Source organism: Pseudomonas sp. GNP012, assembly GCF_054343835.1.
In genome coordinates, this window is sequence record NZ_JBTGUU010000001.1 from 2,780,162 (window position 1) to 2,792,853 (window position 12,692).

Genomic DNA, 12,692 nt, shown 5'->3' on the forward strand with positions numbered 1-12,692 from the left:
AGCAAGCCCGCTCCCACAAGGACCGCATTAGATTCACGGACACTGAGCATTACCCCTGAAATGGAACACGCAACACCAGTGGAACAACAAAAACAATCACTGTGAGGGATACCGGTATGTCAGAACACGTTCAGCCCCTGGAAGCCGTGCGCAGCGCGGGCACCAGCCAGGAAACCCAGAAAGTCATCTTCGCCTCGTCCCTCGGGACCGTCTTCGAGTGGTACGACTTTTTCCTCTATGGCGCCCTCGCGGCGGTCATCAGCAAACAATTCTTCGCCGGGGTCAACGACACCACGGCGTTCATCTTTGCGCTGATGGCCTTCGCCGCCGGCTTCATCGTCCGGCCGTTCGGCGCGCTGGTGTTCGGTCGATTGGGGGACATGATCGGGCGCAAGTACACCTTCCTTGCCACCATCGTCCTCATGGGCCTGGCGACGTTCTGTGTCGGTCTGCTGCCGACCTACGCCAGCATCGGCATCGCCGCGCCGATCATCCTGGTGGTGCTGCGCATGCTCCAGGGCCTGGCCCTGGGCGGTGAATACGGTGGTGCCGCGACCTATGTCGCCGAGCACGCGCCCATGGGCAAGCGCGGCTTCCACACCAGCTGGATTCAATCCACCGCGACCCTGGGCCTGCTGCTCTCGCTGCTGGTGGTGCTGGGCTGCCGCTACTTCACCGGCGACCAGTTCGAAGTCTGGGGCTGGCGCATTCCGTTCCTGTTTTCCATCGTGCTGCTGGGCATCTCGACCTGGATTCGCCTGAGCCTGCACGAGTCGCCCGCCTTCGTGAAAATGAAAGAGGAAGGCAAGCTGTGCAAGCAGCCGATTCGCGACTCCTTCGGCAAATGGGAAAACCTCAAGGTGGTGTTGATCGCGCTGTTCAGCATCAATGCCGGGCAAGCGGTGACCTTCTACGCCGCGCAATTCTATGTGCTGTTCTTCCTCACCCAGTTCCTGAAAATGGACCCGGCGGTGGCCAACGGCTTGCTGATTGTCAGCGTGACCATTGGCGCACCTTTCTTCATTTTCTTTGGTTGGCTGTCGGACAAGGTCGGGCGCAAGCCGGTGCTGATGATCGGCCTGCTGCTGGCCACCGCGCTGTACTTCCCGATCTTCAAGACCCTGGCCCACTACGCCAACCCGGCCATCGACCAGGCCAGCCGCCAGGCACCGATCACCGTGATGGCCGACCCGGCCACCTGCACCTTCCAGTTCGACCCGGTGGGCAAGGCGAAATTCGACAGCCCCTGCGACAAGGTCAAGACCTTCCTGGTCAAGCAGGGCCTGCCCTACCAGAGCGCAGCGGCCCCGGCCGGCAGCGACGTGCAGGTAAGCGTCGGTGACGTGAAGATCGATGGATTCGACGAAGCCGCCTTGCGCGGTGCCGTGACTCTCGCCGGTTACCCGCAACAGGCGGACATGCAACAGATCAACAAGCCGATGATCGTGGCGCTGATTGTCGCGCTGATCATCATCTCGGCCATGTGCTACGGCCCGTTGGCGGCGTTGATGGTCGAACTGTTCCCGACCCGCATCCGCTACACCTCGATGTCCCTGCCCTACCACATCGGCAACGGCTGGTTCGGCGGCTTCCTGCCGACGGTGTCGTTCGCGCTGGTGGTGTACACCGGGGACATCTTCTACGGGCTGTGGTATCCGGTGGTGGTCACCGGGGTGAGCCTGGTGGTGGGGATGATTTGCCTGCGTGAGACGCGTAACGTGGATCTCGACAAGAACTGAGGTTATGCCTGCCGACGAGGGAGCTGGCTCCCTCGTCGCGGCGATCAACCCCGATCAGACCTCGGCGTCAAGCAACTCGAACTTCACCTGATCCGGGTAGAACGCCACGTATTCGCGTATCTGCTGCACCGATATCTTGGGGTTCTCATAACTCCACACCGCATTGGCACTCTCATGCCCCGGCACCTGCAAACTGAAATAACTCGCATCGCCCTTGTACGGGCAATAGCTGGTGTGGTCGGTGCGGGCGAAATATTTCTCGTCGATATCCTCCCGCGGCACGTAGTACACCGGCGGGTAGTTGGCCTCCAGCAACACCAGGGCCCGCGCCGAGGCGGCTACTTGAATACCGTGAAACCTCACCAGCAGACAGCCAGGCTGCTCGGCGATGGTGATGACAGGACTAGGACCGGAGCTTTTCATGGAATACGTTCCTCATGACGGTGATGGACCTGCAAATCGATGATGTGGGAGCGTGGCTTGCCCGCGATGGGCTGCGCAGCAGCCCCAAACCTGAAACCACGATTTATCAGGTATAACCCAAGTTTCCCCCTCCCGACGGCTTCACAGCCGAACGGGAGCGACACACCAGGCTGTACATCCATACAGATAAAGATTGCTCCATCGTCCATCAAGCGCCATTCTGTGCACCCCTGACACATAGATCGACGATGGTGGTTATGCGGCTGTACCTCTGTGAAAAACCTTCCCAGGCCAAAGACATTGCGGCAGTCCTCGGCGCCCGGCGCCGAGGCGATGGCTGTTGGCTGGGAACGGATGTCACGGTGACCTGGTGCATCGGCCACCTGCTGGAAACCGCGCCGCCGGATGCCTACGACGCGCGCTACAAGCGCTGGGTGCTGGCCGACCTGCCGATCATTCCCGAAAAGTGGAAAATGACCGTCAAGCCGCGCACCGCCAGCCAGTACAAGACGGTCAAGCGCCTGCTCGGTGAAGCGTCCGAACTGGTCATTGCCACGGACGCCGACCGTGAGGGCGAGATGATCGCCCGGGAACTGGTGGAGCATTGCCGCTATCGCGGGCCGATCCGCCGCCTCTGGTTGTCGGCCCTGGATGATGCGTCCATCCGCAAGGCCCTCGCGGCACTGAAACCGGGCAACGAGACGTTCAGCCTCTATCACTCGGCCCTGGGGCGTTCCCGGGCCGACTGGCTGATCGGCATGAACATGAGCCGGCTGTTCACCTTGCTGGGGCGACAGTCCGGCTATCAAGGCGTGCTGCCGGTGGGCCGGGTGCAAACACCGACCTTGCGCCTGGTAGTGGATCGCGATCGCAGCATCGCCGACTTTGTGCCCGTCCCCTATTGGGCCATCGATGTGCAACTGCTGCACAACGGCACCGCATTCACAGCGCAATGGCGCGCGGCATCCGAGGTTTGCGACGATCAGGACCGCTGCCTGAATCAGGCGCTGGCCCAACAAGCAGCAGACGCCATGCGCGGCGCGGCCAGTGCACGGGTGATCAAGTTGCGCACCGAACGGATGCGCGAAGTGGCCCCGCTGCCGTTCGACCTGGGCACCCTGCAGGAGGTCTGCTCAAAGAAACTCGGCCTCGGCGCCCAGGAAACCCTCGACATCGCCCAGGCTCTGTACGAAACCTACAAGGTCATCACCTATCCGCGCAGCGATTGCGGCTACTTGCCCCTCAGCCAGCACAGCGAGGCACCGGCCATTCTGGCGGCGCTGCGCCAGGCTGACCCGGCGTTGAACGCCTTGCACGATCACCTTGATCCGCAACGGCGCTCACGGGCCTGGAACGACGCCAAGGTCAGCGCTCACCACGGCATCATCCCCACCGCGGCGGCGAAGAACCTCGACAAGCTGGCGGGCAAGCAGCGCGCGGTCTACACACTGATCCGCGCGCGGTATCTGGCGCAGTTCCTGCCCAATCACGAATACGACCGCACCCAGGCCGACTTCGATTGCGCAGGCCAAGCCTTGCGCGCTGTCGGCAAGCAGATCATCGAGCCGGGCTGGAAACGCGCCCTGCCCGAGGCACTGGCTCCGACCAGAGGACGCGAAGCTCCAGCGCCACAGACACTGCCCAACCTGGCCGAAGGCATCGATTGCGCAGTGGCCGGCGTGCAACTCAAGGACCTCTGGACGCAACCGCCAAAGCCGTTCACCGAAGGCGATCTGATCAAGGCCATGAAGAACGTCGCCAAACTGGTGGAAGACCCGCTGCTCAAGCAAAAGCTCAAGGACACCACCGGCATCGGCACCGAAGCGACCCGTGCGTCGATCATCCAGGGCCTGCTCGACCGTGGCTATCTGGTCAAGAACGGCAAGGCCCTGGCCGCCACGCCGGCTGCGTTCAGCCTGATCGACGCCGTGCCGCGGGCCATTGCCGACCCGGGCACCACGGCGATCTGGGAACAGGCCCTGGACATGGTGCAAAGCGGTGAAATGAGCCTTGAAGAGTTCGTCACCAAACAGGCGGCGTGGATGAGCAAGCAGGTCAGCCGTTGCGCCGGACTGAGCCTGAGCATCAGCGGTCCGCCGCCTACCGGATCCGCCGCAGCCCCCTGGAAGAAAAAACGCAAGAGCGCCCCGCGCAAACCAGCGAGCGGCACCAGGCGCAGGGCAAAGCCGGCAGGCAAAACGTAAACCCTGTGGCGAGGGAGCTTGCTCCCGCTGGACTGCGCAGCAGGCCCAATGATTTTGTTTGAAAGCGAGAGCCGCTTCGCGACTCCACGGGAGCAAGCTCCCTCGCCACGGATCGTCCGATGCCGACCATAATCGATGGTGTCCCTTGGCCGATCAGGGAGCCACCCTGTATGTCTTCGATAGCACTGCACGCCGCCCAACGCGACGAACTGGAAACCATCGAAAACCTGATGCAGTTCTACACCTACGACTTCAGCGAATGGTTGCCGCTAAAGCTGGGTGAATCCGGATTCTTCAACATCCTGCCCATGCCGGAGTACTGGCGACACCCGGCCACCCGACCTTTCCTGATCAAGGTCGACGGGGAACTGGCCGGCTTCGTGACCGTGGATAACCGGACTCATCTCGCCGGTGCCGACTACAACATCGGCTATCTGTTTGTCAGTCGACGCTTTCGTGGCCGGGGTGTCGCGCGATTTGTCGTTTCCACCCTCTTGAGTCAATTCCCCGGTCAATGGCAGATTTTCCATCTCGAGGCGAATCAGCCGGCACGCCTGTTCTGGGCCACCGTGATGCCGGGGCTCGGCGTTGGCGAGTTCACCCTGCATCAGCAGCGGGTAGACGGTCATCCCTGCACTTTTTACCGCTTTGCGTGTCCGCCTTTGTCGTCCTGACCGACACGCCCTCGCCTCCCACCGCTAATTCCGAACAGCTTTGTCCGACAATATGTAGTGACTGAAAATAATCACTACAAAACCGTTGACGCCTCCGTTTTGCCCTTGCATGATGCAGACGTCTCCCCGATCGGGAGTACAGGCAACACGTTTGAGCAAGCTCGTCTGACCGCCGAGCTGTTTTTCCCGGATACACGCTGCCCACAAGGCAGATTGAAGAAGCTGACCTGGCCTGAACGTCCAGTACAAGGGCGAGAAGTCTTGGCGAGCAATCCTCATGATGCTTGTGGCCGACCCTGAAAATGTCGGCAGTGGCCTTAAGGTTTTCGCCGCTTCTCTTCGTTGTGACGCTATTGCGTAGCAGTTATTCAACACGACTACATGCAACAGACGCAGGACCCCGCCCGATAAGGCGGTCGAACGCTGACGTCCTGGTTTCGGTGCCAGGGATCAACTAACCGATGGGCTACCTGTATTAGCGAATCAACTTTGAAAGATCACCAATTGGTCAAGGGGCTTTATGATGAATCTGAACAATCAACCAACTATCGATGAACTGGCTCGTATGTTCGCTGCAAAGAAAGACAGCCACGACAGCCATATTCTCTGGATCAGCAAGTGTGGCCAGGTTCATATCGACCCCCTGTCGCCGCACGCTCATGAAGCAGAGTTCGACCAGAACAACCAGAACCTGCTTGCCCGACTGAAGATGTACCGTCGCGGCCAGGGCTATGTCGGCAAGAAGGCCGCGGCCGACAAGGACTTCATCGGTAATGTTCTGCAAACCCTGAAACAGGCCTGGGCCTCGATGCAGAATCAGAACGAAGTTCGGGTAATTGACCGGTTCTACTAATTGAATGAGTCGTCACTGACTTATTGAAAAACAGGGCCTGCTCCCAATAAGGAGCAGGCCTTTTTTTATGCCTGAGCGAAGATCAACTGTGGGAGCGAGCCTGCTCGCGAATGCGGTGTACCAGATAAAACCATACCAACTGATACACCGCATTCGCGAGCAGGCTCGCTACCACAAGGGTTCGCGGTATCAGAGCCCATCACCAGATCCACAAACGCCACCGAGGCCGCACTGCGGTAGTTGTTCTTGCGCCGCAGCCCCGCTGCTCTGGCGCTGCCCCCTGCATGGAAAGCTTGCGCAGTACCCGATCCTGCGTGGCGTTTCCCCGTCTCAGCGTTTGACGCCCAGATCGGTCTGGGTCATGCGGCTACGGATGGTGAACACGCCATCACCCGAGAGAATCGCACTGCGCGCAAACAGGCGCCCGCTCTCCCAGTTCGAAAGGCCCAGTTCCGGCTTGTTCAGCGCGTACTGGCCGTCGACCCAACGGGTGATGCCATTGCCGACAAAAGGCGCGTTGACTGCGTTGTAGAAACGCTCCTGGGTCTCGGCGCTTTCACTGATCAAGGACACGGTGAACTGCGGGCTGTAGCGATTGAACAAGGCAATGGCACTGTCCAGGTCGTCGACGATTTTCAGGCTGACTTCCGGGGTTTCTTCCCACTCCCATTCGCGGCCCAATTGATCTTCCGGCAACGGCTCGGCCTGGGCTTCGGTCTGATAGCCTTCGGCGCGGTACACCTCGACCGTTGCGGTCAGCCAGTCTTGCGCCAGGTGCGACTCGCTGCCTTCGACGATGTGCAGCTTGCAGCCCTGCCCCCGCGCAGTGCCGGCCTGCTTGAGTGCGTCGAGAAACAGCGGCACCAATTCAGCGGCGCGGTCGCGGTGAATCAGGCAGACGTTCAGGGTGTTGCAGACTTTGCGGTCCAGGGAGTTGCGCACCACGGCGGCAAAACGCTGGGCGTCGGCATCGGCGTTGGCGACCAGCCAGGCGCCACCGGTACCGTGCAGGCTGACCGCCGTACCGGCCTGCTGCGCGATACTGCCCAACTGGCTGACGGCGCGACCCGAACCGCGGGCCACCGCCAGTGACAAGCGGCGGTCAGCGAACATCGCCCAACCGGCGGCGTGGTTGACGCTTTCCACCAGCGACACCGCACCGGCCGGCAAGCCGGCGTCGCTCAGTGCAGGGTTCAGTGCATGGGTAACGATTGCCTGGGCCGTGCCCAACGCATCACTGCCGATGCGCAGCACGGCGGTGTTGCCAGTGCGCAACACACCGGCCGCATCGGCAAACACATTCGGCCGGCCTTCGAAGACGAACGCGACAATACCCAACGGCGAGACCACTTGCTCGACTTTCCAGCCATCGTGCTCGACGCAGCTGATCACCTTGCCCCGACTGGCCGCAGCATCACGCCACGCGCGCAGGCCGGCGATCATGTCGCGACGCATGCGCTCATCGGCCAGCAACCGGGTGGTCGAGCGACCGCGCGCTTTGGCCCGCTCAATGTCGGCCAGGTTGGCGGCCTCGATCAAGGACCAGCATTGCGGGGTTTCCAGGCGTTGGGCAAACAGGTCGAAGAAAGCGCTGATCGCTTGATCGGACACCGCCGACAGCGCGTTAAACGCCGCCTGGGCGCGCTCGATCGCGACGTTGGCCGCTTGCTGGTCCGCCACCGGGATCAACAACAACTCGCCACTGACCTGCTCCACCAGCAGGTGATCACCGGGCTGGAAGCGTTGCGCCAGTTCGGGGGTGACCACGGTGACACGATTGCCGGCGAAAGGGATGGGCGTACCAGCGACTAGACGTTCGAGCGCGAGAGACATGAAGCGGTTTCACCATGCAGGGGGCGGCCGGAAAATGTATAGCAATTTCCCCGGAGCGTCACGCTTCGCACCGGTGATCCCCTGTGGGAGCGGGCTTGCTCGCGAAAGCGGTGTGTCAGGCAACATCAGTCTGGCTGACACACCGCTTTCGCGAGCAAGCCCGCTCCCACAATGGTTGTGCACTGGATGAAAAATCTCATGGTTACGTATCTCAATGTATACAGCCCCGCCCCTGACACACCCCGCACGCAAAACCCCGCCACAACGACACACCGCAGATACACCCCGTTGATGAAATACGCCGGTCGATTGGCCTGGCTGATCAAAGCGCTCAACTCACGGGGCATGCCCTTGCCCCGCCTCCCCGACCAGAAGGAGATCATCGTCCATGAACACCTCCATTTCCTCGGCCGTCAAAGGCCTGAACCTGAACCTCGACCGTGCCGGCGACTGGGTTGCGCCCCTGGCGCTGCGAGTGTTCCTTGCCTGGGAATTCTTCGAGTCGGGCCTGGAAAAATTCAACGGCCAGAACTGGTTCGCCGATATCCAGGAGCGCTTCCCGTTTCCGTTCGACCACCTTCCAGCGACGCTGAACTGGGAACTGTCGATGTGGGCCGAACTGATCTTCGCCATGACTTTGCTGGTGGGCCTTGGCACACGCTTCTCGGCGTTGAGCCTGATGGTGGTGACCCTCGTCGCCACCGCCGCCGTGCATTGGCCTGCCGACTGGCACACCCTGAGTGAACTTGCCCAAGGTTACGCCATCAGCAACAAGGGATACGGTAACTTCAAGCTGCCCTTGATCTACCTTGTGACCCTCACTCCGCTGTTGCTGTCCGGTGCCGGCAAGCTCAGCCTCGACGCACTGCTGGCGCGTTACTTCTGGCGTCGCTGAAACGCAATCTGCAACGCGGACAAACAAAAGGGGACTTCCATGAAGTCCCCTGTTTTTTTTGCACGGAATCCCGGGGCTCACAGATTACGAAACATCTGTAGGAGCGAGCTTGCTCGCGAAAAACCTGAGTGCACCGCGGGGTGTCAGGCTCCCCGCATCATCGTTGACCTCCATCGCGAGCAAGCTCGCTCCTACAGGTATCGGTGTTCCCCGCAATTGCGTGAACAGCCTACCCAATCACTTCTTCCATCCCGGTCTGCTCGGCCAGCTTCGGGTGCGCACTGCGTTCATGCACATGGGCGTGCGGTGTACGGTCAATCAGCAGGCTCAGCAGTTCCGGGCGACTGTAGTGGCCGCGGGAATCCATCATGCGTTTGCGCTTGTCGATCAGGCCCATGTCGAGGTCGGCGATCACCTCGCCTTCACCTTCCTGCAACGAACCCAGCACCGTGCCATCCGGGCTGATGATCGCGGTATGGCAGCCGCCGGAGATCGGGCCGATGGCGCAGCCGGTATCCGCCATGATCTGCGCCTGTTGCTCGGGGTACAGCCACGCCGTGGAGTTGACCACGAAACACGCGGCCTCCAGGGCATGCTGGCGAATGCTGACTTCCATTTGCGAGGCGAACAACGGACCTGCAAACGACCCCGGGTACATCGCCGCATGGATCTGCTCGCCATCGGCCATCAAGGCATAACGGGCCAGCGGGTTGAAATGCTCCCAGCAGGCCAGTTGCCCGATTCGCCCTGCCGCGCTGTCGACGGCCCGCAGGCCGGAACCGTCGCCCATGCCCCAGATCATGCGTTCATGGTAGGTCGGGGAGATCTTGCGGCGACGCTGGATCAGCGAGCCGTCGGCATCGGTGGCGGGCGAAGGCACGGTGACAGCCTGGTCCAGCAGCTTGAGGTGTTCGGCGGCCATTTCGAACGGCGATTGCACGAAGGAAAAGTACGGGTAGTACGGCACGACGGTTTCCGGGAACACGGCAAATTGCACGCCCTGTTCGCCGAGTTCGAGAATCTTCTGCACCACTTTGTCGACCGTGCCTTCACGGCTGTAAAGAACGGGACTGATTTGTACGGCGGCGGCTTTGACGATGGTCATGGCGGTGATCTCACTGAGGGAAAAGTTTCAACGAGATCAATATTACGCACATCATATCAAGGCTTGAATGTCGTATATACCACTTTTCAGGACATCAACAAATCAACCCCGACTGGCCCGCTGAATCACCTGCGGCGGCTGCCCGAAGGCACGAATAAAAGCGCGGCGCATCCGCTCCCGATCACCAAAACCGGTGTCCGTCGCCACCACATCGATGGAGTGCCGTCCGGTTTCCATCATCAACCGGGCCGACTCGACCCGCAGGCTTTCGATGGCCTTGGCCGGAGACTGGCCGGTTTCGGCATGAAACACCCGGCTGAATTGCCGGGGGCTGAGATTGGCCGCGCTGGCCAGCTCCTCGACCGACAGCGCAGACTTGAGATTCTGCCTGGCGTAGTTCAGCGCGGCCTGAATCCGATCGGTCTTGGGGGCCAGTTCCAGCATCACTGAAAACTGCGACTGGCCGCCGGAACGCCGGTGGTACACCACCAACTGCCGCGCCACCTTGCGTGCAAGGTCGGCGCCCAGGTCCTGCTCCACCAACGCCAACGCCAGGTCCACGCACGCGCTCATGCCCGCTGCCGTCCACAGATGACCATCATTGACGAAGATCCGGTCTTGCTCGACCTTCACGTTCGGGTACGCCTTGCGAAAGGCCGGCACATGCGCCCAGTGGGTGGTTGCCCGCCGGCCATCAAGCAAACCCGCCTCCGCCAAGGCATTCGCCCCTGTGCAAATCGAGCCCAGGCGTCGGGTGCCGTGACTGGCGCGGCGCAAAAACGCCAGCATGCCCGCAGTGGTCGGGCGGATCAGGTTGTCGCCCAGGACCAGCAGCGTATCGAAGCCGCGCTGGTCGAACGCTTCGGTCTGCACGGCAAAACCGGCAGACGTTTGCACCAGGCCACCCGGCTCGGACAACAAGGTAATGCGGTAAAACGGCTCGTCACCAGCACTGTTGGCCAATTCGAAGGCGGCACACATGGCCAGCCCCAGAACCTGAAAACCGGGGTAAACAATGAGTCCGATCTGGTGCATGGCGGTATGACCCTGAACATGGCATGCCTGATATTCAGGCCAGGATCTGTACTCTAACCCGAACAGCCCGCACCGGACATCATGATGGAGCGCCTCGCGCACTGGCCGATGGCGACGGATAATGAAGCGGTTTGCATCTCACCGAGGAATGGAAGGATGTCACTGACTCTTTATTTCCACCCGCTCTCGTCGTTCTGCCACAAAGCACTGATCGCCCTCTATGAACTGGACATCGAGTTTGAAAAAAGGGTTATCGACCTGGGCAACGACGCCGACCGGGGCGAACTTCAAGCGCTGTGGCCGATCGGCAAGTTCCCGGTGCTTCGCGATCACACCCGGCAAAAGAACGTGCCGGAGTCGAGTGTGATCATTGAATATCTGGACCGGCTCCATGCCGGCCAGGCGCACCTGATTCCCCACGATTGGGAAGCCGCCCTGGAAGTGCGGCTGTGGGATCGCTTTTTCGACCTCCACGTCCAGGTGCCGATGCAGAAGATCGTCGCTGACCGCCTGAACGCCGCCAACGGCGACCTGACCCGCGAGCGCGCCGCGCTGACAACGGCGTACGGCCTGCTTGAACGGCAACTGACGGCACGAACCTGGGTGGCCAGTCCGGCATTCAGCATGGCCGATTGCGCCGCCGCCCCGGCGCTGTTCTACGCCAGCACCCTCGTCCCCTTTGCCGACGATCATCGCCACTTGCGCGCTTATCTCGACAGGTTGACCGAAAGGCCCTCGGTCAAGCGGGTGATCGACGAGGCAAGGCCCTGGTTTGCCTGGTATCCGTTTGCCGAGGCCATCCCGGAGCGCTTTCGCTAGAGGCTCGTGCACAAAGACCTTGCGCAAGCCTTGGCTGCACGCGGGTTTGCGAGGGAACATCCGGAACATGAGTAACGAGCGCAAAAAACCGACGAATCGACGAATAACAACCGTCGGTCGAGTGTTTTCTGATTGAGCAGGAAGAAAAATGGCAGGGGCGGCTGGATTCGAACCAACGCATGGCAGGATCAAAACCTGCTGCCTTACCGCTTGGCGACGCCCCTGTATCTGTTGCGATGAGTGCCAGGCACTCGCTTTCTTGAGTGGCAACAAGCGCTGTTGCCTGCTTGCGTGACAGGCTCCCTGAGGGCCTGTGCAAGTGTGGGCGGCAATTTACCAACTTTTGCCTCGTATGGGAAGCCCCAATAAAACAATTTGTTTTTTAAAACAGATGCTTAGTGTTCAGCCAAGTCCCCGGGAAGTGCTCGGCGCACATTCGGCCCGATCACGTCTGCTACGCTTTTCCTTTAGGGGATGGAATCGGAAATCGTTTGCTCAACACCCCTCCTTTGCCATTTGAGGGCGCAAAATGTGAAAGGCAAACTGATGGGCACCTTTGCAACCATCCTGGTGGTCGGGGCCGCGATTTATGGACTGAACACTTGGGAACACATCGAGAGCCAGCGACAGGAAGCGGTCTGCAGGGCCGCCCGGGAGCATCTCAACAGACTGGAAACCCAGGCGCGGGCCCTGGCCTCCGGGTTGACGGTCGAAGCCTATGCCGAGGCCGAAAAAGCCGAGGCTGGCCAGTTGGTCCTGGCACTTGATACGGCCAGGAACGAAGCAGAGGTCAATGCCGTCATCGACAAGCACGCCGCGGCCATCGAAGCACAGATAACGGCCGAAGACGCCGAGGTCCACTCCCGCAGCGATCAACCCTTCCTCGGCCAGGAACTCAAAAAGCAACGCATCCCCACCGACATCAAACAGGAATTCAAACGAGCTGAAAAAGCCGTCCTCGAGACCTGCGGGTAGCGTCGACTGCAGCTGCCGATTTGTCGCCAGCGTCTGGATTCCAGCAAGAACAGGCCATGCTCCGCGCTTAAAACAAAAAAACTACAAACGAGGACGCCCTTTCGCTGGATCTGGAGCAAATGGCGAGCGCGCCGTTG

General features: G+C 60.8%; 11 protein-coding genes and 1 tRNA gene. 7 read left to right on the forward strand and 5 right to left on the reverse strand.

Going from position 1 to position 12,692, the window contains the following annotated elements; all coding sequences use genetic code 11:
* Window positions 1-116 precede the first annotated feature (116 nt).
* Complete coding sequence (locus tag ACXX83_RS12380) at window positions 117-1,739, forward strand: MFS transporter (protein ID WP_458548602.1); 1,623 nt, start codon at window positions 117-119, stop codon at window positions 1,737-1,739.
* Between the two features lie 54 nt (window positions 1,740-1,793).
* Here ACXX83_RS12380 and ACXX83_RS12385 read toward each other — a convergent pair whose 3' ends face one another.
* On the reverse strand, window positions 1,794-2,162 hold the full coding sequence (locus ACXX83_RS12385; protein WP_102675744.1) for a DUF427 domain-containing protein: 369 nt from the start codon (window positions 2,160-2,162) through the stop codon (window positions 1,794-1,796).
* Window positions 2,163-2,419: 257 nt separating this feature from the next.
* Between ACXX83_RS12385 and ACXX83_RS12390 the strand changes: the two genes are divergently transcribed.
* The 3 genes from ACXX83_RS12390 to ACXX83_RS12400 all read left to right on the forward strand — a co-directional run bounded on the left by ACXX83_RS12390 (window position 2,420) and on the right by ACXX83_RS12400 (window position 5,893).
* Window positions 2,420-4,366: a DNA topoisomerase III gene (locus tag ACXX83_RS12390; protein WP_458548603.1), complete on the forward strand. Its 1,947-nt coding sequence runs from the start codon at window positions 2,420-2,422 to the stop codon at window positions 4,364-4,366.
* 170 nt (window positions 4,367-4,536) lie between these two features.
* Window positions 4,537-5,040 (forward strand): GNAT family N-acetyltransferase, encoded by a 504-nt coding sequence (locus ACXX83_RS12395; protein WP_458548604.1) that lies wholly within the window; start codon window positions 4,537-4,539, stop codon window positions 5,038-5,040.
* Window positions 5,041-5,563: 523 nt separating this feature from the next.
* Window positions 5,564-5,893 carry a hypothetical protein gene (locus ACXX83_RS12400; protein ID WP_033047536.1) on the forward strand — a complete coding sequence of 110 codons (330 nt, stop codon included), beginning with the start codon at window positions 5,564-5,566 and terminating at the stop codon, window positions 5,891-5,893.
* Between the two features lie 330 nt (window positions 5,894-6,223).
* Here the strand turns inward: ACXX83_RS12400 and ACXX83_RS12405 are convergent, their stop codons facing one another.
* Window positions 6,224-7,726, reverse strand: a complete 1,503-nt coding sequence (locus ACXX83_RS12405; RefSeq protein WP_458548605.1) for an aldehyde dehydrogenase family protein — start codon at window positions 7,724-7,726, stop codon at window positions 6,224-6,226.
* Window positions 7,727-8,114: 388 nt separating this feature from the next.
* On the opposite strand from ACXX83_RS12405, the gene ACXX83_RS12410 reads away from it, so the two are divergent.
* Window positions 8,115-8,621, forward strand: a complete 507-nt coding sequence (locus tag ACXX83_RS12410; RefSeq protein WP_217835453.1) for an HvfX family Cu-binding RiPP maturation protein — start codon at window positions 8,115-8,117, stop codon at window positions 8,619-8,621.
* 229 nt (window positions 8,622-8,850) lie between these two features.
* On the opposite strand, the gene ACXX83_RS12415 is transcribed toward ACXX83_RS12410, so the two are convergent.
* Both ACXX83_RS12415 and ACXX83_RS12420 read right to left on the reverse strand, forming a co-directional pair.
* Window positions 8,851-9,726: a nitrilase-related carbon-nitrogen hydrolase gene (locus ACXX83_RS12415; protein ID WP_458548606.1), complete on the reverse strand. Its 876-nt coding sequence runs from the start codon at window positions 9,724-9,726 to the stop codon at window positions 8,851-8,853.
* Between the two features lie 102 nt (window positions 9,727-9,828).
* Window positions 9,829-10,761, reverse strand: coding sequence for a GlxA family transcriptional regulator (locus tag ACXX83_RS12420; RefSeq protein WP_458548607.1), 933 nt, complete (start codon window positions 10,759-10,761; stop codon window positions 9,829-9,831).
* 156 nt (window positions 10,762-10,917) lie between these two features.
* Here ACXX83_RS12420 and ACXX83_RS12425 point away from each other — a divergent pair, with 156 nt between their 5' ends.
* Window positions 10,918-11,580, forward strand: a complete 663-nt coding sequence (locus ACXX83_RS12425) for a glutathione S-transferase family protein (RefSeq protein ID WP_015095501.1) — start codon at window positions 10,918-10,920, stop codon at window positions 11,578-11,580.
* Between the two features lie 149 nt (window positions 11,581-11,729).
* On the opposite strand, the gene ACXX83_RS12430 is transcribed toward ACXX83_RS12425, so the two are convergent.
* Window positions 11,730-11,804: transfer RNA gene (locus tag ACXX83_RS12430), tRNA-Gln, on the reverse strand.
* A 322-nt stretch (window positions 11,805-12,126) separates the two neighbouring features.
* On the opposite strand from ACXX83_RS12430, the gene ACXX83_RS12435 reads away from it, so the two are divergent.
* Window positions 12,127-12,555, forward strand: a complete 429-nt coding sequence (locus ACXX83_RS12435) for a hypothetical protein (protein WP_458550198.1) — start codon at window positions 12,127-12,129, stop codon at window positions 12,553-12,555.
* Window positions 12,556-12,692: the final 137 nt, after the last annotated feature.

Bases quoted from the DNA above. Each gene is read 5' to 3' on its own strand.
- ACXX83_RS12380 (WP_458548602.1), top strand. From the start codon at position 117: ATGTCAGAACACGTTCAGCCCCTGGAAGCCGTGCGCAGCGCGGGCACC.
- ACXX83_RS12385 (WP_102675744.1), bottom strand. From the start codon at position 2,162: ATGAAAAGCTCCGGTCCTAGTCCTGTCATCACCATCGCCGAGCAGCCT.
- ACXX83_RS12390 (WP_458548603.1), top strand. From the start codon at position 2,420: ATGCGGCTGTACCTCTGTGAAAAACCTTCCCAGGCCAAAGACATTGCG.
- ACXX83_RS12395 (WP_458548604.1), top strand. From the start codon at position 4,537: ATGTCTTCGATAGCACTGCACGCCGCCCAACGCGACGAACTGGAAACC.
- ACXX83_RS12400 (WP_033047536.1), top strand. From the start codon at position 5,564: ATGAATCTGAACAATCAACCAACTATCGATGAACTGGCTCGTATGTTC.
- ACXX83_RS12405 (WP_458548605.1), bottom strand. From the start codon at position 7,726: ATGTCTCTCGCGCTCGAACGTCTAGTCGCTGGTACGCCCATCCCTTTC.
- ACXX83_RS12410 (WP_217835453.1), top strand. From the start codon at position 8,115: ATGAACACCTCCATTTCCTCGGCCGTCAAAGGCCTGAACCTGAACCTC.
- ACXX83_RS12415 (WP_458548606.1), bottom strand. From the start codon at position 9,726: ATGACCATCGTCAAAGCCGCCGCCGTACAAATCAGTCCCGTTCTTTAC.
- ACXX83_RS12420 (WP_458548607.1), bottom strand. From the start codon at position 10,761: ATGCACCAGATCGGACTCATTGTTTACCCCGGTTTTCAGGTTCTGGGG.
- ACXX83_RS12425 (WP_015095501.1), top strand. From the start codon at position 10,918: ATGTCACTGACTCTTTATTTCCACCCGCTCTCGTCGTTCTGCCACAAA.
- ACXX83_RS12435 (WP_458550198.1), top strand. From the start codon at position 12,127: ATGGGCACCTTTGCAACCATCCTGGTGGTCGGGGCCGCGATTTATGGA.